Source organism: Nocardia colli, assembly GCF_008704205.1.
GTDB classification, from domain to species: Bacteria; Actinomycetota; Actinomycetes; order Mycobacteriales; family Mycobacteriaceae; genus Nocardia; species Nocardia colli.
Map to the genome: position 1 here is coordinate 98084 of NZ_VXLC01000008.1, position 20256 is coordinate 118339.

Below are 20256 nucleotides of genomic sequence, written 5' to 3' on the forward strand. Positions count from 1 at the left end.
TGTTTCGTCGTCAGCGGTATATTGCCGTGACGCACGGTAACAGACACTCTTGCGAATAGGCAATATGGCATAAGCCATATCAGGTGCAGGGCTTTGACCAGGCTTTTCGACCCGGAACCCGGCCGGTCAGCGCTGCAAACTCAACCCACCGGGCATGCGCCCATCGGCGCCGGCCGATAGCGCACTGATGGCTTGCTCACCTGCGGACTCCTCCCGATCCCGCTCTCCCGCAATGATTTCCGCGGGCAGATGCAACCGCGCGACGATCCCGCTGACCGGCGACGCATTCAACTCGACCTCGATGCCGAGCCGCCGGGCCAACCGCCCGACCACGTAGTGCCCGAGGTACCGGGTCGGCGCGACGACGAAGTCCTGCTCGCCGCGCAGCCGGGCATTGGCCTGGGCCAGCTTGTGCGCGGGCATGCCGATGCCGTGGTCGACCACGGCCAGCAGGTATCCGGTCGGCAGCATCCGGCCGTAGATCTCCACCTCGAGGTCGGGCGGGGAGAAGGCGAGTCCGTTCTCGATCAGTTCGGCGAGCATGTGCGCGAGCGCGGTGACCACCCCGCCGACGATCGCGACCTCGTCGATCCGGTGCACGACCACCGGGTGGTAGTCGTCCACCTCGGAGAGCCCCGCCCGGATCACGTCGGTGAGCGCGATCGGCTCGGCCCAGCGTCGCGGGCTGGACTCGCCGACGAGCACCAGCAGGTTCTCCGCATTGCGGCGCATGCGGGTGGCGAGATGGTCGAGTTCGAACAGGTTGGACAGGCCCTTCGGATCGAGTTCCGCACGCTCGAACTCGCTGATCAAACTGAGCTGGCGGCGGACCAGGTTCTGATTGCGGCGCGCGAGGTTGCCGAGCGACTCGACGGTGTTGCGCCGGACCTGCGCCTGTTCCGAGGCCAACGTGAACGCGGTGCTCTGCACGCCGTCCAATGCCGCTGCCAGAGCGGCGATCTCGGTGCTGGCACCGGACGCGGCATGGACCGGCTCGGGTGGCGGCGGCTGCGATTCGTCGGACGCGTGCCAGGCCGCGATGATGCCGGGCAGTCGGCGATCGGCGACGTCGCCGGCGTCGTCGGCCAGCAGGACGAGCGGGCGCACGATCGCCCGCACGCTCACGAAAACCATTGCCACCTCGCCGATTACCGCGAGCAACGCCGCGAGCAGCACGCCGCCGAGGATGAACGCGGCATGCTTGCGCAACACCTCCGCGCGCTGCCGCACATCATCGCCGATCGCCTGCTGCACTCTGCGCTGCTCATCGATGACCGCCGTCATCTGCGCCCACCAGGTCACCGGATCCACCGAACGCACCAGCGGTCCGGCGTAGGACGCGATCGCGATCTGTTCCGATTCCGTTGCCTTGGTGGCATTTTCGCTGCGCAGCGCGGCGTCGAGCAGGCGCTGCTGGCGGGCGGTGGCGTCGCGCGCGAACGCGGCGAGACCGGCCGTCTTGGCGGCGCGGATCTCCTGGAATTGCCCGTACTCGTCGGCCCGGAATTCGTCGGCGGCGAAGACGCCGTTGAGGAAGCCGCGTTCCTTGGCCGTCTGCTCCTTCGTGTCGCCCAGCGCGTACAGCGCTCGGAGCCCGTGCCGGACCTGCGAGTCCCGCGCCGAATCGAGCCCGAGGGTAAGCCGATTCAGCACGGTGATGCCGTCGGTATAGAACTGGAAGGCCACCTGCCTGCTGATCTGCCGGCCGTCGATCTGCCAGCGCGTCGTCGCCAGCGTCGCGAATCTGTCCAGCGCCGTGCGTAATTCGGCCGAACCCGGCGTATCGCCGATCCCCCCTTCGAGCGCGTTCAACGCCCGATCGGTATTCACCCGCTGATCAGCCACCGGACGCTCCAACCGAGCATCTCCGCCGAGTAGCCCGTTGCTCAGCCCGCGCTCGCGCTGCACCTCCTGCACCAGGTCCTGCACCGCCAGCGCCAGCGAAACTCCGTCCACGGTCTCACCACTCTGCCGATACGACCCGACCTCCCGGACCACGATCACGCCGAGTAGCACGGACACCAACAGCAAGGACACAACCAGAATTCGACTCAGCTGCCCTCGAATAGTGCGGGGCCGCACCATCCTGCTGCCCGCGCTCACGGGTCCCTCACCGAGCCCGGTAACGACTTCCGCTCTACCACCGAGAATTTCCGAACGCTGAGGCAATCGCACAATCTGCTCCTCTGATCGACACCGCGATCGCCCCACACAGAGCACACGGAAAGTCAGCAGCAGCCTCCGCCCACCCCCACCCCCTGTCAACGCAAAAACCGGACAAACAGGGCACTCGTTACATTTCTAAACACGCTGGTAATCAACCATTTTCGAGATGTCGACAACCTCACAGCCCCCGATCACCGACTGTGAGGTTGTCCGCCCGACCGTGGCCGCCGACGCCGTCCGCGAAACGCCGTACCCCCCGTCGGGCACCGGCTGCAATCCACTCACCAAGTACGCCGTGCACGTATATGTCGTGGACGACATATACACTGCTAAGGTGAATCCGCTGTACTCGATCGAGATCGAGCCAGAAGTGCGGGACTGGTTGGAGTTGCTGCCTGCGAAGCACTTCCTCAAAGTTGACGAATACGTCGGTCTGCTCGCCGAGCGCGCGACAACGCTCGGCGAACCGTTCGCACGTCACCTAGGCGAAGGTGTCCGTGAGCTACGACCAACCCTCGATGGCGCCGCAACCAGGATCACCTCTTGGTTCCGGTCCGATCGCACCATCGTGTTACTCACGACATTCCGCAAGACCAAAGACCGGGAGGACGCTGAAGTGAAGCGGGCCATCCAAGCACGAATGGTGTGCGAGGCTGAGCACGGCCCCGCACATGACGCATTCGTTCGCGTGATCGATAAGGGAGAGCTGTGATGACGCACAGTCGATGGACGAGGCGAAACGATCGAGAACCGGCCGAATCCGAGGCTGTCGCTGAGGTTCGGCAGGGGATCCGACTGGCGATGGCATTGGCGGAGGCCGTCTACCTACGCCGCACCGAGCTCGGATTGACCCAGACCGAACTTGCCGAACGCGCGGGACTCACCCAAGCGAAGATCTCCCGGATCGAGGGGTCCGACGCGGTCCCCACTCTCCCACTGCTCGCGAAACTCGCACGCGCGCTGGATGCTTCGCTGAACATCGCGATCGACGAGGATGACGCGCAGGTCAGTTTCACGCCGCACACCAACGCGGCGTAGCTGTCTCGAAACTCAGGCGCAGCGTTGGCGTTCGAGGATGTAGCGATTGTGCCGCAGCACCACGCACACCGCGCGGCGCAATCCCCACATCGGCAGGCGTCGATCCGGCCTAGGGTTCAGATATGACGAGCAACCCGTTCTTCGAGCGCAGCCCGCTGCCCTACCAGTTGCCCCCGTTCGCCGAGATCGGCGAGCAGCACTACGTGCCCGCGTTCGAGCGCGGCATGGCCGAGCAGCTGGCCGAGGTCGCCGCCATCACCGCCGTCGACGGCGAGCCGACCTTCGCCGACACCGTCGTCGCGCTCGAACGTTCGGGCGCGTTGCTCGCCCGGGTGTCGAACGTCTTCTTCAACATCGCGTCCGCGGACTCCAGCCCGGGTACCGACGCGATCGAGGCGGAGATGTCGCCGAAGCTGGCCGCACACCTCGACGCCATCCACCTCGATGCAGCCCTGTTCGCCAGGATCGAATCGCTGCATCGCCGCCGCGCCGAGCTGGACCTGGACGCCGAGGAACTGCGGCTGATCGAGCAGTACCACCTCCGGTTCGTCCGGGCCGGCGCCGGGCTGGATGCCGCGGGCCAGGCCCGGCTGCGTGAGCTCAATACGGAAATCGCGGCGGCGACCACCGAGTTCGGGCAGAACAACGTGGCCGCCCGGAACGCCGCGACGGTGGTGCTGGACAACGCGGACGAACTGGCCGGGCTCAGCCCGGCGGCGGTGACCGCCGCTGCCGAGAACGCCCGATCGGCAGGACGTGACGACGCCTGGGCGTTGAGTTTGCAGAACGTCTCCAACCAGCCGGTTCTGGCAGAGCTGGCGGACCGCGACGTACGACGTCGCGTGATGGCGGCCTCGCTGGAACGTGGGTTCACCAAGGACATCGACAACGGCCACCTCGCCGTCCGGATCGCCGCCCTGCGCGCCGAACGCGCCGCACTGCTCGGCTATTCCGACCACGCGGCGTACGCGGTGGCCGACCAGACCGCGCAGACCCCCGAGGCGGTGGAGGAGATGCTCGGCCGCCTCGTGCCGCCCGCGGTCGCCAACGCGGAACGCGAGGCAATCGAGCTGGCCGCGGCGATGCAGGACGAACTCCACTCCTGGGACTGGCAGTTCTGGTCCGAGCGGGTGCGCGCCGAGCGCTTCTCGGTCGACGCCGACGCATTGCGCCCCTATTTCGAGCTCGAGCGGGTACTGCGCGACGGCGTGTTCTACGCCGCCGAACTGGTCTACGGCATCACCCTGCGCGAGCGCGACGACCTGATCGGCTACCACCCGGAGGTCCGGGTCTTCGAGGTGTTCGACGCGGACGGCAGCGCGCTCGGCCTGTTCCTCGGCGACTTCTTCGCCCGCCCGTCCAAGCACGGCGGCGCTTGGATGAACGAACTGGTCCTGCAATCCACGCTGCTGGAACAGCTTCCGGTGGTGGTGAACAACCTCAATATCGGGAAGCCACCCGCCGGCGAACCAGCCCTGCTGACCTGGGACAACGTCCGGACGCTCTTCCACGAGTTCGGCCACGCGCTGCACGGCCTGTTCTCCGCTGTGCGCTACCCGTTCTTCTCCGGCACCGAGGTGCCCCGCGACTTCGTCGAGTTCCCCTCACAGGTGAACGAGATGTGGATGTCGCACCCGGAGGTGCTGGCCAACTACGCGCGCCACATCGACACCGGCGAGCAGATGCCCGCCGAGCTGGTCGAGCGGATGACCGCCGCCGAACGGTTCGGCGAAGGCTTCCGCACCGTCGAGTACCTCGGCGCGGCACTGCTGGACTGGGCGTGGCACCGGGTTCCCGGAGCAGAGTCGCTGGCCGGCGCGGACGCGGAGACGTTCGAGGAGGAGGCGCTGCGCAAGGCGGGTCTCGCGATCGAGGCGATCCCGCCGCGCTACCGGACCGGGTACTTCGCCCACATCTTCGCGGGTGGGTACGCCGCCGGCTACTACTCCTACATCTGGAGCGAGGTGCTGGACGCGGACACCGTCGACTGGTTCGACGACGGCGCCGCGTCGATCCGCGAGAAGGGCACGGCCTTCCGCCGCGAACTGCTCTCCCGCGGCGGCTCGGTGGACCCGCTGGTCGCCTTCGCATCCTTCCGCGGCCGTGCCCCCGAGATCGAGCCGCTGCTGACCAGACGAGGGCTGATCAACTGATGCAGGTGCAGGAGTGGCGCGACGGTGGGCGTCAGATGCGGACTCGGGCAGGTTCGGTGTTCGTTCGCTCCGCGCCCGGCGACGGACCCACCGTCGTGCTGCTGCACGGGTATCCGTCCAGCTCGTACGACTTCCGGGAGGTCGTCGGCCGGCTCGGTGGGCGAGCTTGGCTGGCGATCGACTTCCTCGGCTTCGGGTTGTCGGAGAAGCCGCGACCGCATCACTACAGCCTGTTCGAGCAGGCCGACATCGTCGAGGAGGTGGTCGCCGCCGCCGTGACCGGCCCGATCGTCGTGCTGGCGCATGACATGGGCACCTCCGTGACCACCGAGCTGCTCGCCCGGGACATCGACGGCTCGTTGACCTGCACCCTCGACCGCGCGGTGCTGAGCAACGGCAGCGTGATCCTGGAGAAGGCCTCGCTGCGGCCGATCCAGAAGATCCTGCGCGGCCCGCTCGGACCGGTGGCCGCACGGCTGGCCAACCGCCCTGTCTTCACTCGCGAGTTCGGGCAACTGTTTTCGAAATCACACCCGCTGACGGCAGGCGAGGTCGCAGCGCAGTGGTCACTGCTCGCGCACGCCGACGGCCATCGGATCACCCACCTGCTCACCGCCTACCTCGACGAACGAGTCACCCACGCCGACCGCTGGCACGGCGCGGTCCGGGACTGGGACAAGCCGCTCGGTTTCCTTTGGGGCACCGTGGATCCGGTCGCCACGGTGGCGGTCCTGGACGGACTGCGCGCCCTGCGCCCGGCGGCTACAGTGGTCGAACTCGCCGGGCTCGGCCATTATCCGCAGTTGGAGGACCCCGAAGCCTTCGCCACCGGCGCCCGGACGCTGCTCGACCTCGATTAGCCGCTAGGCCAATTCAATTGCGGCGTAGCCTGTTTGGAAACGCTCGACTCGGGAATCTCGCGAAAGACCCGGCCAGCCGGTGCCGGGAGTTCGATCCAGAGGAGTCATGCTCGTGTCACGAACCGCACTCGTCTTCGCCGCCGCTTCCGCCGCCGCGCTACTCGGAACGCCCTCCGCCACAGCAGATACGACGCCGACCGTCGGCGGCGGTTCCGGGATCCTGGTCGACTCACGGGTCGGGTGCACGCTGACCACCATCGGCCGCGACAATGCGCAGCGGCTGGTCGGTTTGACCGCGGGGCACTGCGGCGCGCCGGGCGCAACCGTTGTGGTGGAAGGCGATCCGGCCGGTGCGGCGGTGGGCCGGTTCGCCTACACCGACCACACCCTGGACTACGCGGTCATCGAATTCGACGAGCAGCGAGTGACTCCGGTGAATCAGGTCGGCGGCACCACCATCACCGAGATGGGCGGGCCCGCGCAGTTCCCGGCGATCGTGTGCAAGCGCGGCAGCACCAGCGGGACCAGTTGCGGCGTGGTGTGGGGCGATGTGCGCGCGACCGCCACCGAGACCTGGACCCAGATGTGCGTGATGAAGGGCGATTCCGGCGCGCCCGTGGTGATCGGCAGCACGCTGGTCGGCATGGTGAACGCCTATCTCGGCGTCGGCTGCTTCGGGCCGGAGGTCGGCACCAACATCAGCACGATCATGAACGACCTGAACGCGCGCGGCGAGGTCGGCGCCGGGTACCGGCCGCTCTGACGCCTACGCCAGGAATCGCGCCAGCTGCGGAACCGCCTCGACGACGTGATGGGCGTAGATCCCCTCGCCGATCCCGACGAAGTACCAACACTGCGGCGTACGAACGAGTTTGCCCATCGCCATCCCCGTGTGCGGGCCGCCGCTCAGCACGTAGCGGGTGACCTCGGCGCCGGACGTGGTGTCGAGCAGGCGGAAGTACGCGTTGTCGATCTGCGCGAAACTCTGCTCCGAGTAGGAGGTTACGACGAACATCACCGTCGTCACCTCCGGCGCCATGCGCGCCAGATCGACGGTGATCACCTCGTTGTCGCCGGTGCCGTCCCCCGTCGGGCTGTCGCCGCTGTGCGCGACCGATCCGTCGCGGGAGACCAGTTGCTCGTGGTAGACCGCATCGAACAGGACCTCGCCGGCGAAAAGCAATGCCGCCGAGTTCAAGTCGATCCGGCTGCCCGGGGAGACGGTGCCGTCGACATCGACCAGCAGGCTCTGATCTGACGGATCCCAGCCCAGCGAGACCGCGACGTGCTCGGGCAGGGTGCCGTCAAGATTTTGCAGCGGAAAGGACAACCGTGTCCCCTTTCTCAGGGGCGACCACGGTATCCAGCTACCGCAACGCCTATCGAACTCGAAACATGCTCGGGCTCAGCCTAGGTCGTGCCGACCAGTCTGGTATCGCCCGTTACCGGCCGCGTACCCCGCGAACAACGGATTCAATCGTCCGCTTGCCGTCGAATTCACAATCGTCGCGCGCCCGCGAACGGCATGGACGCGAGCGGCGCGAGTTCGACTCCGGTGCTTTCGGTTCCGGCGTGGATGACGGTGCCGTTGCCCGCGTAGAGGCCGGAGTGGCCGCCGCCGTAGAACGAGACGAGGTCGCCGACGCGCAGTTCGCCCGGTGCCACCGGGGTGCCTGCGGCGAGTTGTTCGCCGCTGGTGCGGGGCAGGTCGCGGCCCGCTCGCCGGTAGGCCCACTGCACCAATCCGGAGCAGTCGAAGACGTCGGGGCCGGCCGCGCCGGAGCCGTAGGGTGCGCCGAGTTTGGACCGCGCGGCGTCGAATGCGCGCTCGGCGACCGAATTCTGCATATCGGAATTGTCCGGAATAGTGACGTCGCCGGGAATTTCCACACTTCCGCTGTCGGGCGGCCCGAGCGGGCGAGCCGGAGCGGGTGCGGCGGACAGCAGCAGGGAGCTCGTCGCCGCGGTCGCGACGACCAGTATCGTCAGCGCGCGATATGCTTTTCCCTGCTCAGAGCCATGATTCCGAACTTCATCGATGGATGCCATGGTGCGTTCCTCCGACCTCCGTCGGCGCGATGCGAACAGCGCACCGAACCTTGAATGGATTTCGAGAACACCGGGTGTTGTGTGATTCCATCGGATCCGCAAGCCATGTTCCGGCACATTCCAGCGAACAGCAAGCGCGACACGCGACCTATAACGAAATAATCACTGAGCGAATTTCTGTGCAATCACACGCAAATCTCTAAGCGATCTCCACCGTCGGTCCTGGTAGACGGAATACTGTCGGCCATGGCAACTCCCGATTTCATCCGAATCATCCGGGCCGACGCGGGCCCGCAGCTGCTGTGGCTTCCGGGCGTGAGCGCCGTGGTCTTCGATGACGAGGGCAGGCTGCTACTCGGCCGGCGTGCGGACAGCGGCAAGTGGGCGATCACCGCCGGGATGCCGGAGCCCGGGGAGCAGCCTGCGGCGTGCGCGGTGCGAGAGGTGTTCGAGGAGACCGCCGTTCGCTGCGTCGCCGAGCGCATCGTGCTGGTCCGGGCGATGCCTGCGCACACCTATCCGAACGGCGACATCTGCCAGTTCATGGACATCACCTTCCGCTGCCGGGCGGTCGGCGGTGCGGCGCGGGTGAACGACGACGAATCGTTGGAGGTGGCGTGGTTCGAGCTGTCCGCGCTGCCGGATCTGCCCGAGCACGATCTGCTGCGGCTCGAGCGCGCGCTGTCCGATGAGCCGACCTGGTTCGAGCCCGCGCCCTGAACCGCTTGCGGGACCGGCCGTTACGGCTGTTCGCAGGCCGTGACGGACCCTCGTGACCCCTGTCCCTTGATGGTGCAGGTGTTCTTTCCCGCGTTGCCGTCGACCAGATTGTTGTTGACGTCGATGGTGATGACGTCGTCGTCGTTGCCGCCGAAGATGCTGCCGTTGTTGGCGATCGCGGTGATGGTGTCCTTGCCGGAGCCCGCGTTGGGGTCGGCGCCGCTGGCGAAGTCGCTGCCGTCGCCGAGCACCACGGAATCGGCCGTGCCGACGGTGCCGACGTCGATCTTGTCGTCGCCGTTGCCGCCGATCACGGTGGCGGCGCGGGAGTTTCCGTCCTTGTTGAGCGAGGCCGCCGACAGCACGTCGTTGCCGTCGCCACCGAAAACGCTGGCGCCGAGGTACATGTCGGCGGCCTTGATGGTGTCGTTGCCGTCGTCGCCCCACAGCGCGGCGCCCGAGCCGCCGAGCTTGCCGCCGGTGATGGTGTCGTCGCCGGGGCCGCCGTGCACCCAGCCGCCGGTCATCTCGTCCACCGTGATGGTGTCGCCGCCCGCGTCCGGGATGGGCGCGAAGGCGTCGCCGTAGATGTCGGCCGCGCCGACGGTTCGATGGATCGCGATCGTGTCCTTGCCGCCGCCGCCGAACACGGCGTCGGGCGCGTCCGGCGCGGTGGCGCTCGGCGGGCGTTCGCCCTGGCTGACCGTGTCGATGGTGATGGTGTCGTCGCCCTCGTCGCCGGACACCCGGCCGCCGTGCGCGCCGGCCGTGGTCTCCGGCTTGGCCGGGTCGGGCTGGAAGAGGTAGCCGAGGCTGCCGACCTTGATCACGTCATTGCCCGGACCGCCGACGACCGCGCCGTGGCGACCGACATTGCCGCCGGGACCTTTCGGGATCGCCGCGTCGCAGGCGGCCGGACGGTCCTGCCCGCCGACCGTGATCTCGTCATCTCCCGGACCGCCGTCGAGGACACCACCGTTGACGTCATTGGCGCCGATCCCGTCCGCCGGGCAGATGAACCGGCCGACATTGCGCGCGGAGATCTTGTCCTTGCCCGCGCCACCGAGCACCACCGCGCCCTCGAGCACGTCGCCTTCGATCACGATCGTGTCGTCGCCGTCCCCCGTGTCGATCACCGACTTGTCCCCGAGGTTGTCGGTGCAGGTGATGGTGTCGTTGCCCGGCGTCACCGTCCCGGTGCACCCCGCGGGCAACCCGTCGGCCCGCGCGGGACCGGCCGCCAGGAGCATTCCCGCCAGCAACGCCGAAACCCCCAGCATCGAACGTGTTCCGCGCGCGCGAACGACCACAGTTCATCCCTCCGTCTCACCGACAACCGGCCCGGCCGACACCACCGCCATTGCGTATTCGAACCTGCGCGGCATCCGGATCGGCCGTACCCGCACTTTGATTCGTGCGGATGGGAAATGAGGGAGGGCAATTCCGTGGCAACCGTGTGCCAGAAATCTGCAGAGAACTGGTCGAGCTTCAGTCCACGGGGTCCGTCTCGTAGACGGGGATGCCCCTGGCGTCCAGCATCTGGATGATGCCGACGAACTGATCGCGATCTCCGACGGCCTCCGGAACGTATTCGTTGATCTCGGCGTGGGTGATGTACTTCTGCTCGTGACCGAGGGTGATCAGTTCCTTGATTCCAGCATGGGGCATTCGGTGATCTCCAGGTCTCAGGTAGCCGTACTGCGGTCGGCCCAGGGACGCCAACGCTATCAGCGCCGCGCAGGTGATCGCTGAAATATCGGCGGAATCTTAGGGTTTCGGCGATGGCACGCCAGCACGCCCGATCGATTCGGCCCGCTCCGGCAACCGCTGCTTCGCGCTGCGGCGGCCACAGCGGACACGGCACGCGATTGCCCATTCAGGTCGACCGTCGCCGACGCGAGATTCGGTACGATTTCCCTGATCTCCGCTCAGGAACGTCGAGTTTTCTCCGTGAATTTCTGCGAGCCATCGTTGTTCGACTCGAGGGAGTATCAGGTGCGCCGGGTTGCTGTGTTGCTCACGATTATCGGAGTCGGCCTGGGCTGGCCATCGGCCGGTGCGGAACCGCCGATACCGGCCCCGGCCCGTCAACTGCTGTATCCCGAGAGCAGTTTCTATCCGCGGCTGATCCGGCTCGAACACAACGGGGCGGCCAACGGGACCATCGTGGCGAGCGTGAATACGCTGAATCAAACCGGCGCGATCATGGCGAGTATCGACGGCGGCAAGACTTTTCAGCAGCGCGGGATGATTACCGATTCAATGTCCAAGAAGAGCAATCAGCTGTGCTGTTCGGCGCTGTTCGAACTGCCGACCGCGCTCGGCACGATGCCGGCCGGCACGCTGCTGTGGGCCGACACGGTGTTCTCCGATGTGCTCGATGTCGTGCTGCGGCATGTCGAACAACGACTATGGGCGAGCCGGGATCAGGGTGTGCACTGGGAATTCGTGTCCAGCATCGCGACGTCCAACAGCCTGTTCAGCTTCACCGATTGGGGGCCGCTGCTACCCAGCGCGTGGGAGCCGAGCCTGTCGATGTCGGCGGACGGGCAACTCGTCGCCTTCTACTCCGACGAGACCGACAGCCGTGACCACAGCCAGAAATTGGTGCAGGTCCGCTCCCCCGACGGCGTGCACTGGGTCAACCAGACCGAGACCGTGGTCAGCGACGTGAAATACGTCCGGCCCGGCATGGCCAACGCCATCAGATTGCCGGACGGTTCCTACTTCCTGAGTTACGAGATCTGCAATACCGACAAGGTGCATCAGTGTCTCGCCTATTTCCGGAGATCGACGGACGGTTGGAATTACGGCGATCCGCGCTTCCTCGGCACGATGGTGCGCACCGGAACCGACGGCGGCTACACCCAGCACGCGCCCTACCCGGCCTGGAGTCCCGGGCCCGGGCCGAACGGCACCATTCTGCTGTCCGGTCAGATGGTGTCGAGCGTGGACGGCACGGTGACGCCGAGTACCGGGCGGACCATCCTGGCCAACGACGCTCTGGGCGAAGGTAGTTGGTATGAGATGGCCGCGCCGATCGTCATCGACGGCGTCACCGACGCGCCCTGCAAGAACTACAGTTCGGCGCTGCTGCCCGCGCCGGACGGAAAGTCGGTCATCGAGGCCGCGACCGATCTCGACAGCAAGGGCGTCTGCCGCGCGTATTACGCCTCCGGTCCATTGACCGGCCCGCCCTCGCTGCCCGCACCCGCGGCGAAGTAGCGGCCTATTTGGCGATGGTGAAGCTGGTGCCGCCCTGGGCAATCGGCCCGGGGTGTAGCTCGCCATTGGTCGCGCCGATCGAGTAGCTCACCGGCTTGAACGCCGACAACGGCTTGCCGTCGACCTTCACATTGGTGAACACGACCGGGCTGAATCCCGGCAGGGCACTGTTGAGCTGGCCCTCGACGATGACCTCCGCGGTCTGCGCCGGAGCGTCGGACTGCGCGACCGTGGTCCGGGTCCAATTCTGCGTCACGTTCGCCACCGTCATGGTGTAGGCGTGCCCGTCGAAGGTGACCGAGGCCTGCATCTTGTCGCCGGGCGCCGAGGTCACGTCCGGATAGATCACCGGATTCGCCGGATACGCCTCCCACAACGCCATCCGATACGTCTGCTGCGCGCACATCGCGGCGCCGGGCGCGGACCCGGTGCCGACGGCCGCGCACGCGCCGGAAGCAGCATTGCCCATATCCCTGTTCACGCCCTCGGCCGCTCGGATCGCATTGCGGAACCACGCGGGATTGTTGGCTACGGTCGCGCTGGCCAGATTCACGATCGCCAGGCCGGGCAGCGAGGCCAGCGCGCCCGCCGCGCTCACGCAAATCGCCTCGGAACCGGTCTGCATCAACGGCAGGGCCTGCTTCCCGTTGACCAGCGTCCCGTTCAGGCCGACCCACGGCACGACCCGTTGAATTACGCCGGTATCGGAGCAGGCGACTTCGGGCTCGACCCATTCCGCGGAAATACTCTTGAAATTGCCGGTGACGACATAACCCGCCCAGTTGGTGCCGCGAATGCGCGGCGGCGTCGTCTCTTTCTCGCCCTGCGCTTCCGTTTTCGCGTTCGGCGGCGGCTTCGGCGCGGGCGTTCCATCGGCGGTTGCCACAGACGGCGAAACCAGCACTGCCACGATCGCCCCCACCACCGACGCGGCGAGACGGCTTCGAATTCGCGTCCGACCCGGGGTAGTCATCATGAACAGGGACAATAGCTGAAAAGCATCACTGCCGTGCGCCGCCGCGCGGCAGTGTTTTCGCAGGTAGTGGCTGGTTTCAAACGAAGCCGGACGTGGCTGACCTGCACCACTTGAAGATCGGCCGACCCGGCGTGTCGCCGTGTCCGCACCCGCCGGTCGCGCGACGACACGCCGGACGTACGCGTTTTCGTGACGCACGGGATCGCGGACTCGCAATTCCACCGGACGCATGCCGATAAAGCGCGGGTGCTTGCCGAACCCGAGCGGATCTACGGGTTGTACCCGTGTGCGGCAATTGTATTCATTTGGCGGACACTCCGGGGCAGCTGCGCGGCAACACCCGTTACTAGTGATTTGCTGAATTGGCACTACCGGCTTCGAGATTCACCTATGGATACGAAAGGACCGAATCGAGATGCGGTACTTCATTCCTACCCTCGCAGCGGCCGCCTGTGCCCTATTCCTCTTCGCCGCCCCGGCGCACGCCGTCGCCACCGACTGCGCGGCCCCCGACGCACCGCCGATTTGCGCGACGCCGTCCAGCAGCTGGAAAACCCAGCCGGCCGGTTCGGTCCTCTCCATGCCGCGCGCCGCGGTCAAGGCGGTGGCGATGACGCTGGTGCCGCCGCATCATTTCTGGGCGTTCGACAACATCATCACCCGGGAAAGCGGCTGGAATGTCTTCGCCGTCAATCCGGAAAGCGGCGCCTACGGTCTCGGCCAGGCGCTGCCGCCGGAAAAGATGGGCACGCACGGCGCCGACTGGCCGTTCAACCCGGTGACGCAGATCCGCTGGACCTACGACTACATGAACAAGCGCTACGGCAGCCCGATCGCCGCCTGGGACTTCTGGCAGGCGCACCACTGGTACTGACCGGCTCAGTCGTGTAACACCTTCTCGCGCAACGAGTCCAGAGCCTTGGACAGAATCCGCGAGACCTGCATCTGGGATACGCCGAGGTGCTCGGCGATCTGGGTTTGCCGCTTACCCTCGAAGAACCGCATGAACACCACCTCGCGCTCACGTTCGGGCAACCCGGCGACCAATTGCTGTACCGCGAGCGTGTTCTCGATCGTCTGATAGTCCGGCACCTCGACGTTGAGCGCGTCCAGCAGCGCGGCGCCCGCGCCCGCGCCTTCGGACGCCACGTCGATCGATGAGGTCCGATAACTGTTGTGCGCGATCATCGCCTCGGTGACGTCGGCGAGGTCGACGCCGAGTTCGGCCGCGATCTCGCTCGCGCGGGGCATCCGGCCGAGCCGTTGGAAAAGCACGTCGATCGCGCCCCCGACGCTGAGCTGAATATCCTTGAGCCGCCGTGGTACTCGCACCGCCCAGGCATGGTCGCGGAAATGGCGGCGGACCTCGCCCATGATGGTCGGCACCGCGAACGCGACGAAGGACGCGCCATAACCGGGGTCATAGCGGCCGACCGCGGCCACCAGACCGACCCTGGCGGTCTGCAACAGGTCATCGAAGTTCTCGCCGCGGCCGGCGTACCTGTGCGCGATGTGCTCGGCCAGTGGCAGTGACCGGGTGATCAGGTCCAGGCGCAAAGCCGTCCGGCGCGGATCGTCCGCGGCCAGTGCGGCGAGCTCGGCGAACAACGGTTCCAGGGTGGTGTAGTCCTCGGTGCCGCGATTGGCGCGGGGTGCTCGGGCGCGGGTGAGGGTCGACGTTTCGGTCACGGTGCTGCCTCGGATCCAGCTGAAGTCGACGATGGTCGCCGGACCCGCGCAACCACGGTGTCGAGTTCGGCCGTCGCGGCCGGGACCAGCGCTCGAATCGGCCGTTCTTCGAGTACACGCCGTCCAGAGCGTCGTGTCAACAGTGTATGTCTACGGCATATATCTACGCTGGTGGCGTCGAGCGGATCGCCGTCAAGGACGTCATACGCGCGCGACCAGATCCACGACCGGACCGGGTAGCGCTCGCATCATCTGATAGGCGAGTCGCACCTCGAAACCCGAGGAGACCAGTCCGCGATTGTGCGCGACGGCGGCGACCACCGACTTGGCGACGACGTCCGGATCGTGGCTGTAGCCGAAGGCCTTGGCGATCCAGTCCTGTTCGGCAATCGCGCTGCCGCGCAACCGGCTTCGAGTGTGGATGCCGGTATTGATCACGCCGGGGCAGATCACGCTCACCCCGACCCTGTGCGCCGCCCAATCAGCGCGCAGGCACCGCGACAACATGATCACCGCCGACTTGGAGGCGCAGTACGTCGCCATCCGCCGGTTCGGCAAATAGCCTGCGCCGGAAGCGATATTGACCACGTGCCCGTGCCTGCGCGCCACCATGCCTGCCCCGAAAATGTGGCAGCAGTTGACCACACCGTCGAGGTTGATCGAGCGCAGCCAGGCCCAGTCGTCGAGGGTGGTCTCGAGGAACGGTCCGCCCACGCCGACGCCGGCATTGTTGACCAGGATGTCCACCGGGCCGATCTGGTCGGCGAGTTCGGCAACCGCCGCGGGATCGGCCACATTGCAGCGAAAAGCCGAGCCGCGGCAGGCAGTTGCGGTGTCCTTAGCGGCGGACTCGTCTATATCGACAGCGACGACGCCGGCACCGAGGGCGGCGTAGCGGAGTGCGGTCGCCGCGCCGATCCCCCGGCCCGCGCCGGTGATCACGACGACCGCTCCGCGCGGGTCGATCCGCGTCATGACTGCGCCTCGCTAGCGCTCGGCTCCGTCATGCCCCGGGCGGTCACTGACCGTATCTCCCTGCGCCTGGCGATCATTCGCAGTCCGTCGCGCGGCCGCAGGGTCAGCGTCGCCTCCGGCGCCACGGGATGACCGGGCACCAGATCGAAGACGAACTTCTGACTCATGATCGCCGTGATCAGCACCGACTCCATCACCGCGAAACTCGAACCGATGCAGATCCGCTTGCCGCCGCCGAACGGCAGATACGCCGAACGCGCCCGGTCGCGCCCCGCACCCGGCAGGAAGCGCGCGGGATCGAATTCCTCAGGGTTGGGCCACCATCGGGCGTCATGGTGGATGTGGTGGGTCGGGATGATGACGGTGGTGCCCTTGCGAATGTGATGCCCGTCGATCACGTCGTCCTCGATCGCCACCCGCGGAATCGCCCACGCCGGGGAGAAATAGCGCATCGCCTCCTGGAAACATGCTGCGGTCCACGGCAATCGGGGCAGATCCGCCGCTGTCGGCCGCCTACCCTCCAGCACGGTGTCGACTTCGGCGAGCAAACGCGTTCTGGCGTCCGGGTTCAACGCGAGCAGGTACCACATCCAGGACAGCGCGTTCGCCGTCGTCTCGTGTCCGGCGAGCATGAAGGTGAGGGCCTCGTTGCGGACTCGCCGCACCGGCAGACCACCCTCGTCGTCGGACGCGTTCAGCAGGTGGTTGAGCAGATCCGGGCTGTCCGTCGGGTGCGCCCGCCGCTCGTCGACCACCTCCCACACCGCCTTGTCGAGGATCTGCGCGACCCGCTGAATCCGCCGGAACGGCGGCGGCAACGGGATAGGCGTCAGCGCCACCGCGGCGACGGCCCGCCAGACCCGCTTCGGCGGCGCGGCCACGATGAACAGCCGTTCCAGCCGCTCGGCGAAGCGCAGGCCGTCGGTGACCAGGTGCGACATGCCCGCCGCGATGCGCCCGAACTGCTGCCCGAACAGGGCGTTGCCGACGACGTTCAGCGTGAGCTCGACCATCTCCCCGACCATGTCGACCTCGACCCGCCCGGATTGCGCATCGATGCCGGCGACGGTGGCGTCGATCGGCTCGATCATCAGATCGATCAGCCCGTGCAGATGCCGCTTGGCGAACATCGGGGTGAGCATCGTCCGATGGCGCTGCCAGGATTCGTCCTCGTCGGTGAACAGGCTGACCCCGAGCAGCGCACGCAGCAGCTCGTATTCGAACGACTTGTGGTACTTGAGCCGGCCGGCGTGCAGCACGTGATCCACATAGCCGGGATTGGTGAACGCGACGAAACGCCTTGTCCCGGCACGGAATCGAAGGATGTCGTGCCCCTTCGTCCGGCCGACCATCCCGCCTTCGTAGTCCAGGCCGATGGTCAGCGCCTCGATGGTCGCCACCAGCGTGCTGGTGTGCCCGGCGGGTTTCGGCCGCGGGTCGGTGCGCGCGGGGTCGGGGTCGTACGTGGTGGTAGCCATCGAGTCTCCTGTTCGAAGCAGACGACGAGCGAACCGAGGCTCCACCCCACTTTGGTGTCGCATGACACCACTGTCCGCGCGTGCCACCAGTTTGTGGTCGGCCGCCTCGGTTGTCAATATGGAAACGTGGCACGAGCAGGAACCTGGGGCGGGCGCACCGCCGAGCAACGCCGCGCCGAACGGCGTGAGCGCATGGTCGGCGCGGCCATCGACCTCTGGCGCGAGCAGGGCTGGACCGGGGTGACGATGCGGGCGGTCTGCGCGAGCGCCGCCCTCAACGACCGCTACTTCTACGAGGAGTTCACCGACCGCGACGGGCTGCTGGTCGCGGCCTGGGAGAACGTGCGCGACGACATGCTGTCCCGGCTCACCGTCGCCTTCGCCGAGAACATCGATCGGACACCGCAGGAGATCGCGCGCATCGCCGCCGAGGTGGTGGTCACTCGGATGACCGAAGACCCCGAGTACGCGCGCATCCTGCTGATGCACCACGGCGGCAGCCCCGCGCTGGAACAGTGCCGCAGCTCGGCCCTGCAACTGACCGCCGGGCTGGTTATCGCTGCGGCGCAACCGTTTCTGCGGCCGGATGCCGACCAGGTCGGGCTGCGCATGGACGCCATCGTCGGCGTCGGCGGCTTCGTCGAACTGATCAGCGCGTGGCAGACGGGCGCCATCGATTGTGACGGCCAGGAGATCGTCGATCAAACCGTCCGGATAGCAACCACTTTCGGTGAGCGTTATCTGGCCGCGCCGTGACGCCGCTCGCTCTACGCTGAGTCGGTGCGCCGGCTACTCCCGCTCTTGCTGTTATCCGTTGCCGCGTGCGGCGCCGAACCGGCCACGGCCCCACCGCCGCCCGCGACGACCACCGCCGCGTACGTCCGCACGCCGCTGGACTGCACCAAGCTGACGATCACCGCGCTGACCGTCGAGCCCGGCATCGGCTACATCTTCGGCACGCACGCCGAGTGGCTGCCCAAGGGCCAGTACATCCGCATTCGGGTGGCAATCACCAACACCGACAACACTTTCCACACCACCCGCCCCACCGACTATCAGCTCGACGACGCCGCCGATCGCCCGCATCCGACCAGCGTGGACGCGATGGAGATCAAGCGCCAGCCCGGTGAACTCACCATCGGCGCGGGGAACCGGGTGGAAATGGATCTCTGGTACGACATCCCGGCCGACACCGCGCCGAAACTGCTCCGCGACAGCACCTGCACCACCACCATCCCGCTCCCCTAGCCACCGAGCGGGACAGGACCGCGCCGAATCACGAGTAGCCGCACCGTCATGTCCCGGTCGGATCAGGGCGTGGGGATGCCGGACCAGAGGTCGCAGTGGTGGGTGCGGGCGAGGTCGGTGGTCGTGCTCTTGTCCGGTTCGAGGACCAGCGCCTGGTTGCCGGTGTGGCGGGGCCAGTCGGGCAGGCCGCGGGAGTTGGGGTCGCCGGTCCGGACGAAGGCGGCCCAGTAGCGGATCATCTTGTCGGACAGGTCTTTTTGCGCCGGGGTCGCGGGCGCCGGGATCTGGTCGAGGTCGAACAGGTAGGGCAGTTCGAAGGCATGCGCCGCGCCGAGCGGGAACGGGGGCGGGTTCGGCAGGCCGAGGATGGGCAGCGGCGCGGCGTTCGCGTCGGCGAATTCGTAGGAGTAGACCGGGGCGGTGCGAACCAGCGATTTCGCCATGTCGGCGGCCGGGCAGACGAAGATGTGGTCGGTCATCACCGCCGCCCAGGCCAGCGACGGTTGCGGGTAGTCCGCCAGCGGGTACTGCGCGGCCACGGCATCGGCGTGCGCGCCGAACATCTTCAGCCGCTCGGGATATTGCTCGGCGGTAATCGGCTGCATGACCACGAAATTGGTGAACTCGTCGTGGTTCGCGCCGATCAGCACCGGCACCTTCGCAGCCTTGCCGGCGCGGAAGGCGACGACCGGGTCCTCCGGCAGCAAGGGCTGCCCGAAGATCGGCCCGGGCAGACCGACGCCGGCCTCCCCGGTGTACTGCAACATCTTCTCGGTGAGCTTCGTGGCGGGCACGGCGCGCAGGCACTGCGCGACCGCGGCATCGGTCCCCGGACAGCCGAGCGCCGCCGCGTACTCCTCGCTCCGCGCGACCGCGGTCTGCCGATCGACCTGCAATTCGCACGGCCCGCTCTCCAGAATCGCGCCCTGGAACAGCCTTTCGGACCCGGGCGAGACCAGGTGATCGCACACCGACATCGCGCCCGCCGACTCACCCGCGATGGTCACCTTCGCCGGATCGCCGCCGAACGCGGCGATGTTGTCGTGCACCCAGCGCAGCGCCGCCTGCTGATCCAGTAGCCCGAAATTGCCGACCTGCCCGTCCGCGTTCGCCACCGCCGGATGCCCGAGGAACCCGAGCGCGCCCAGCCGGTAGTTGATCGTCACCACCAGCATGTCGCCGGCGCGCACCAATTGCGCGGGGTTGTACTCGCTTCCGGTGCCCGCGGCGAACGCGCCGCCGTGAATCCACACCATCACCGGTCGCCGCTGCGGGGCGGTGCCCTTCGGCGTCCACACATTCAAGAACAGGCAGTCCTCGCTACCGGCCAAACCGCCGGGAGCCCCGGATTGCAGGCACTTCTCCCCCGGCTTGGTCGCATCCCGCTCCTGCGACCACGGGGCCGGTGCCATCGGCGGTTTCCACCGCAGCTCTCCCGTCGGCGCGGCCGCGTACGGAATCCCGGAGAACGAGCGCGTATTCCCCGCCAGCTTCCCCCGCACCGGTCCCGACTGCGTCCGCACGACCACCGGATCGTTCGACTGCGTCCGGCTGTCGTCACTGCACGCGGTCACCGCGCCGAATGCCACGACCACCGCGACGACCAGCACCCCGACCCGCGATCCGCGTGCACGCCACCAGGACTTGTCGGACTTCATCGCGGAGCCTCTCTGTCTGGT

Annotated in this window: 20 protein-coding genes; 10 read left to right on the top strand and 10 right to left on the bottom strand. The window is 67.2% G+C overall.

Features of this window, described 5'->3' with window-relative positions; translation table 11 throughout:
* Nucleotides 1-126 precede the first annotated feature (126 nt).
* Entirely contained in the window at nt 127-2037 is a 1911-nt protein-coding gene (locus F3087_RS19375) for a sensor histidine kinase (protein ID WP_223885201.1), read from the bottom strand.
* 463 nt (nt 2038-2500) lie between these two features.
* Here F3087_RS19375 and F3087_RS19380 point away from each other — a divergent pair, with 463 nt between their 5' ends.
* The 5 genes from F3087_RS19380 to F3087_RS19400 all read left to right on the top strand — a co-directional run bounded on the left by F3087_RS19380 (nt 2501) and on the right by F3087_RS19400 (nt 6980).
* On the top strand, nt 2501-2878 hold the full coding sequence (locus tag F3087_RS19380) for a type II toxin-antitoxin system RelE/ParE family toxin (RefSeq protein ID WP_150403410.1): 378 nt from the start codon (nt 2501-2503) through the stop codon (nt 2876-2878).
* 89 nt (nt 2879-2967) lie between these two features.
* A complete protein-coding gene (locus F3087_RS19385; protein WP_223885202.1) occupies nt 2968-3204 on the top strand; it encodes a helix-turn-helix domain-containing protein in 237 nt (78 codons plus the stop codon).
* A 122-nt stretch (nt 3205-3326) separates the two neighbouring features.
* A complete protein-coding gene (locus tag F3087_RS19390) occupies nt 3327-5357 on the top strand; it encodes a M3 family metallopeptidase (RefSeq protein ID WP_150403412.1) in 2031 nt (676 codons plus the stop codon).
* Nucleotides 5357-6217: an alpha/beta fold hydrolase gene (locus F3087_RS19395; protein WP_150403413.1), complete on the top strand. Its 861-nt coding sequence runs from the start codon at nt 5357-5359 to the stop codon at nt 6215-6217. Before F3087_RS19390 ends, F3087_RS19395 begins: the two co-directional genes overlap by 1 nt.
* A gap of 106 nt (nt 6218-6323) precedes the next feature.
* The gene (locus F3087_RS19400) at nt 6324-6980 is read left to right on the top strand and encodes a chymotrypsin family serine protease (RefSeq protein ID WP_150403414.1); all 657 of its coding nucleotides are present in this window, start codon (nt 6324-6326) and stop codon (nt 6978-6980) included.
* Nucleotides 6981-6983: 3 nt separating this feature from the next.
* Here F3087_RS19400 and F3087_RS19405 read toward each other — a convergent pair whose 3' ends face one another.
* Together F3087_RS19405 and F3087_RS19410 are read right to left on the bottom strand one after the other, a co-directional pair.
* Nucleotides 6984-7580: a TerD family protein gene (locus tag F3087_RS19405; protein WP_317983930.1), complete on the bottom strand. Its 597-nt coding sequence runs from the start codon at nt 7578-7580 to the stop codon at nt 6984-6986.
* A 134-nt stretch (nt 7581-7714) separates the two neighbouring features.
* Nucleotides 7715-8266, bottom strand: a complete 552-nt coding sequence (locus tag F3087_RS19410) for a C40 family peptidase (protein ID WP_150403416.1) — start codon at nt 8264-8266, stop codon at nt 7715-7717.
* Nucleotides 8267-8512: 246 nt separating this feature from the next.
* On the opposite strand from F3087_RS19410, the gene F3087_RS19415 reads away from it, so the two are divergent.
* Nucleotides 8513-8986 carry an NUDIX hydrolase gene (locus F3087_RS19415; RefSeq protein WP_150403417.1) on the top strand — a complete coding sequence of 158 codons (474 nt, stop codon included), beginning with the start codon at nt 8513-8515 and terminating at the stop codon, nt 8984-8986.
* Nucleotides 8987-9006: 20 nt separating this feature from the next.
* On the opposite strand, the gene F3087_RS19420 is transcribed toward F3087_RS19415, so the two are convergent.
* The gene (locus F3087_RS19420) at nt 9007-10266 is read right to left on the bottom strand and encodes a hypothetical protein (protein WP_150403418.1); all 1260 of its coding nucleotides are present in this window, start codon (nt 10264-10266) and stop codon (nt 9007-9009) included.
* A gap of 208 nt (nt 10267-10474) precedes the next feature.
* Nucleotides 10475-10654 (bottom strand): RNA polymerase sigma factor region1.1 domain-containing protein, encoded by a 180-nt coding sequence (locus F3087_RS19425; RefSeq protein ID WP_150403419.1) that lies wholly within the window; start codon nt 10652-10654, stop codon nt 10475-10477.
* Between the two features lie 327 nt (nt 10655-10981).
* Here F3087_RS19425 and F3087_RS19430 point away from each other — a divergent pair, with 327 nt between their 5' ends.
* Nucleotides 10982-12211, top strand: a complete 1230-nt coding sequence (locus F3087_RS19430; protein ID WP_150403420.1) for an exo-alpha-sialidase — start codon at nt 10982-10984, stop codon at nt 12209-12211.
* Nucleotides 12212-12215: 4 nt separating this feature from the next.
* Here the strand turns inward: F3087_RS19430 and F3087_RS19435 are convergent, their stop codons facing one another.
* Nucleotides 12216-13556 (bottom strand): G1 family glutamic endopeptidase, encoded by a 1341-nt coding sequence (locus F3087_RS19435; protein WP_150403421.1) that lies wholly within the window; start codon nt 13554-13556, stop codon nt 12216-12218.
* A gap of 46 nt (nt 13557-13602) precedes the next feature.
* Between F3087_RS19435 and F3087_RS19440 the strand changes: the two genes are divergently transcribed.
* Nucleotides 13603-14061 carry an aggregation-promoting factor C-terminal-like domain-containing protein gene (locus F3087_RS19440; protein WP_150403422.1) on the top strand — a complete coding sequence of 153 codons (459 nt, stop codon included), beginning with the start codon at nt 13603-13605 and terminating at the stop codon, nt 14059-14061.
* A gap of 5 nt (nt 14062-14066) precedes the next feature.
* Here the strand turns inward: F3087_RS19440 and F3087_RS19445 are convergent, their stop codons facing one another.
* From F3087_RS19445 to F3087_RS19455, 3 genes are all read right to left on the bottom strand, one after another.
* Complete coding sequence (locus F3087_RS19445) at nt 14067-14876, bottom strand: SigB/SigF/SigG family RNA polymerase sigma factor (RefSeq protein WP_150403423.1); 810 nt, start codon at nt 14874-14876, stop codon at nt 14067-14069.
* Nucleotides 14877-15077: 201 nt separating this feature from the next.
* On the bottom strand, nt 15078-15851 hold the full coding sequence (locus F3087_RS19450; protein WP_150403424.1) for an SDR family NAD(P)-dependent oxidoreductase: 774 nt from the start codon (nt 15849-15851) through the stop codon (nt 15078-15080).
* Nucleotides 15848-17329 (bottom strand): cytochrome P450, encoded by a 1482-nt coding sequence (locus tag F3087_RS19455; RefSeq protein WP_150403425.1) that lies wholly within the window; start codon nt 17327-17329, stop codon nt 15848-15850. Before F3087_RS19455 ends, F3087_RS19450 begins: the two co-directional genes overlap by 4 nt.
* 126 nt (nt 17330-17455) lie before the next feature.
* Between F3087_RS19455 and F3087_RS19460 the strand changes: the two genes are divergently transcribed.
* Both F3087_RS19460 and F3087_RS19465 read left to right on the top strand, forming a co-directional pair.
* On the top strand, nt 17456-18085 hold the full coding sequence (locus tag F3087_RS19460; RefSeq protein ID WP_223885203.1) for a TetR/AcrR family transcriptional regulator: 630 nt from the start codon (nt 17456-17458) through the stop codon (nt 18083-18085).
* A gap of 24 nt (nt 18086-18109) precedes the next feature.
* Complete coding sequence (locus tag F3087_RS19465) at nt 18110-18577, top strand: DUF4352 domain-containing protein (RefSeq protein WP_150403426.1); 468 nt, start codon at nt 18110-18112, stop codon at nt 18575-18577.
* Nucleotides 18578-18639: 62 nt separating this feature from the next.
* Here F3087_RS19465 and F3087_RS19470 read toward each other — a convergent pair whose 3' ends face one another.
* The gene (locus F3087_RS19470; RefSeq protein ID WP_150403427.1) at nt 18640-20235 is read right to left on the bottom strand and encodes a carboxylesterase/lipase family protein; all 1596 of its coding nucleotides are present in this window, start codon (nt 20233-20235) and stop codon (nt 18640-18642) included.
* Between the last annotated feature and the right edge of the window lie 21 nt (nt 20236-20256).

Bases quoted from the DNA above. Each gene is read 5' to 3' on its own strand.
- F3087_RS19425 (WP_150403419.1), bottom strand. From the start codon at position 10,654: ATGCCCCATGCTGGAATCAAGGAACTGATCACCCTCGGTCACGAGCAG.
- F3087_RS19390 (WP_150403412.1), top strand. From the start codon at position 3,327: ATGACGAGCAACCCGTTCTTCGAGCGCAGCCCGCTGCCCTACCAGTTG.
- F3087_RS19420 (WP_150403418.1), bottom strand. From the start codon at position 10,266: ATGCTGGGGGTTTCGGCGTTGCTGGCGGGAATGCTCCTGGCGGCCGGT.
- F3087_RS19385 (WP_223885202.1), top strand. From the start codon at position 2,968: ATGGCATTGGCGGAGGCCGTCTACCTACGCCGCACCGAGCTCGGATTG.
- F3087_RS19455 (WP_150403425.1), bottom strand. From the start codon at position 17,329: ATGGCTACCACCACGTACGACCCCGACCCCGCGCGCACCGACCCGCGG.
- F3087_RS19410 (WP_150403416.1), bottom strand. From the start codon at position 8,266: ATGGCATCCATCGATGAAGTTCGGAATCATGGCTCTGAGCAGGGAAAA.
- F3087_RS19440 (WP_150403422.1), top strand. From the start codon at position 13,603: ATGCGGTACTTCATTCCTACCCTCGCAGCGGCCGCCTGTGCCCTATTC.
- F3087_RS19395 (WP_150403413.1), top strand. From the start codon at position 5,357: ATGCAGGTGCAGGAGTGGCGCGACGGTGGGCGTCAGATGCGGACTCGG.
- F3087_RS19415 (WP_150403417.1), top strand. From the start codon at position 8,513: ATGGCAACTCCCGATTTCATCCGAATCATCCGGGCCGACGCGGGCCCG.
- F3087_RS19400 (WP_150403414.1), top strand. From the start codon at position 6,324: ATGCTCGTGTCACGAACCGCACTCGTCTTCGCCGCCGCTTCCGCCGCC.
- F3087_RS19470 (WP_150403427.1), bottom strand. From the start codon at position 20,235: ATGAAGTCCGACAAGTCCTGGTGGCGTGCACGCGGATCGCGGGTCGGG.
- F3087_RS19450 (WP_150403424.1), bottom strand. From the start codon at position 15,851: ATGACGCGGATCGACCCGCGCGGAGCGGTCGTCGTGATCACCGGCGCG.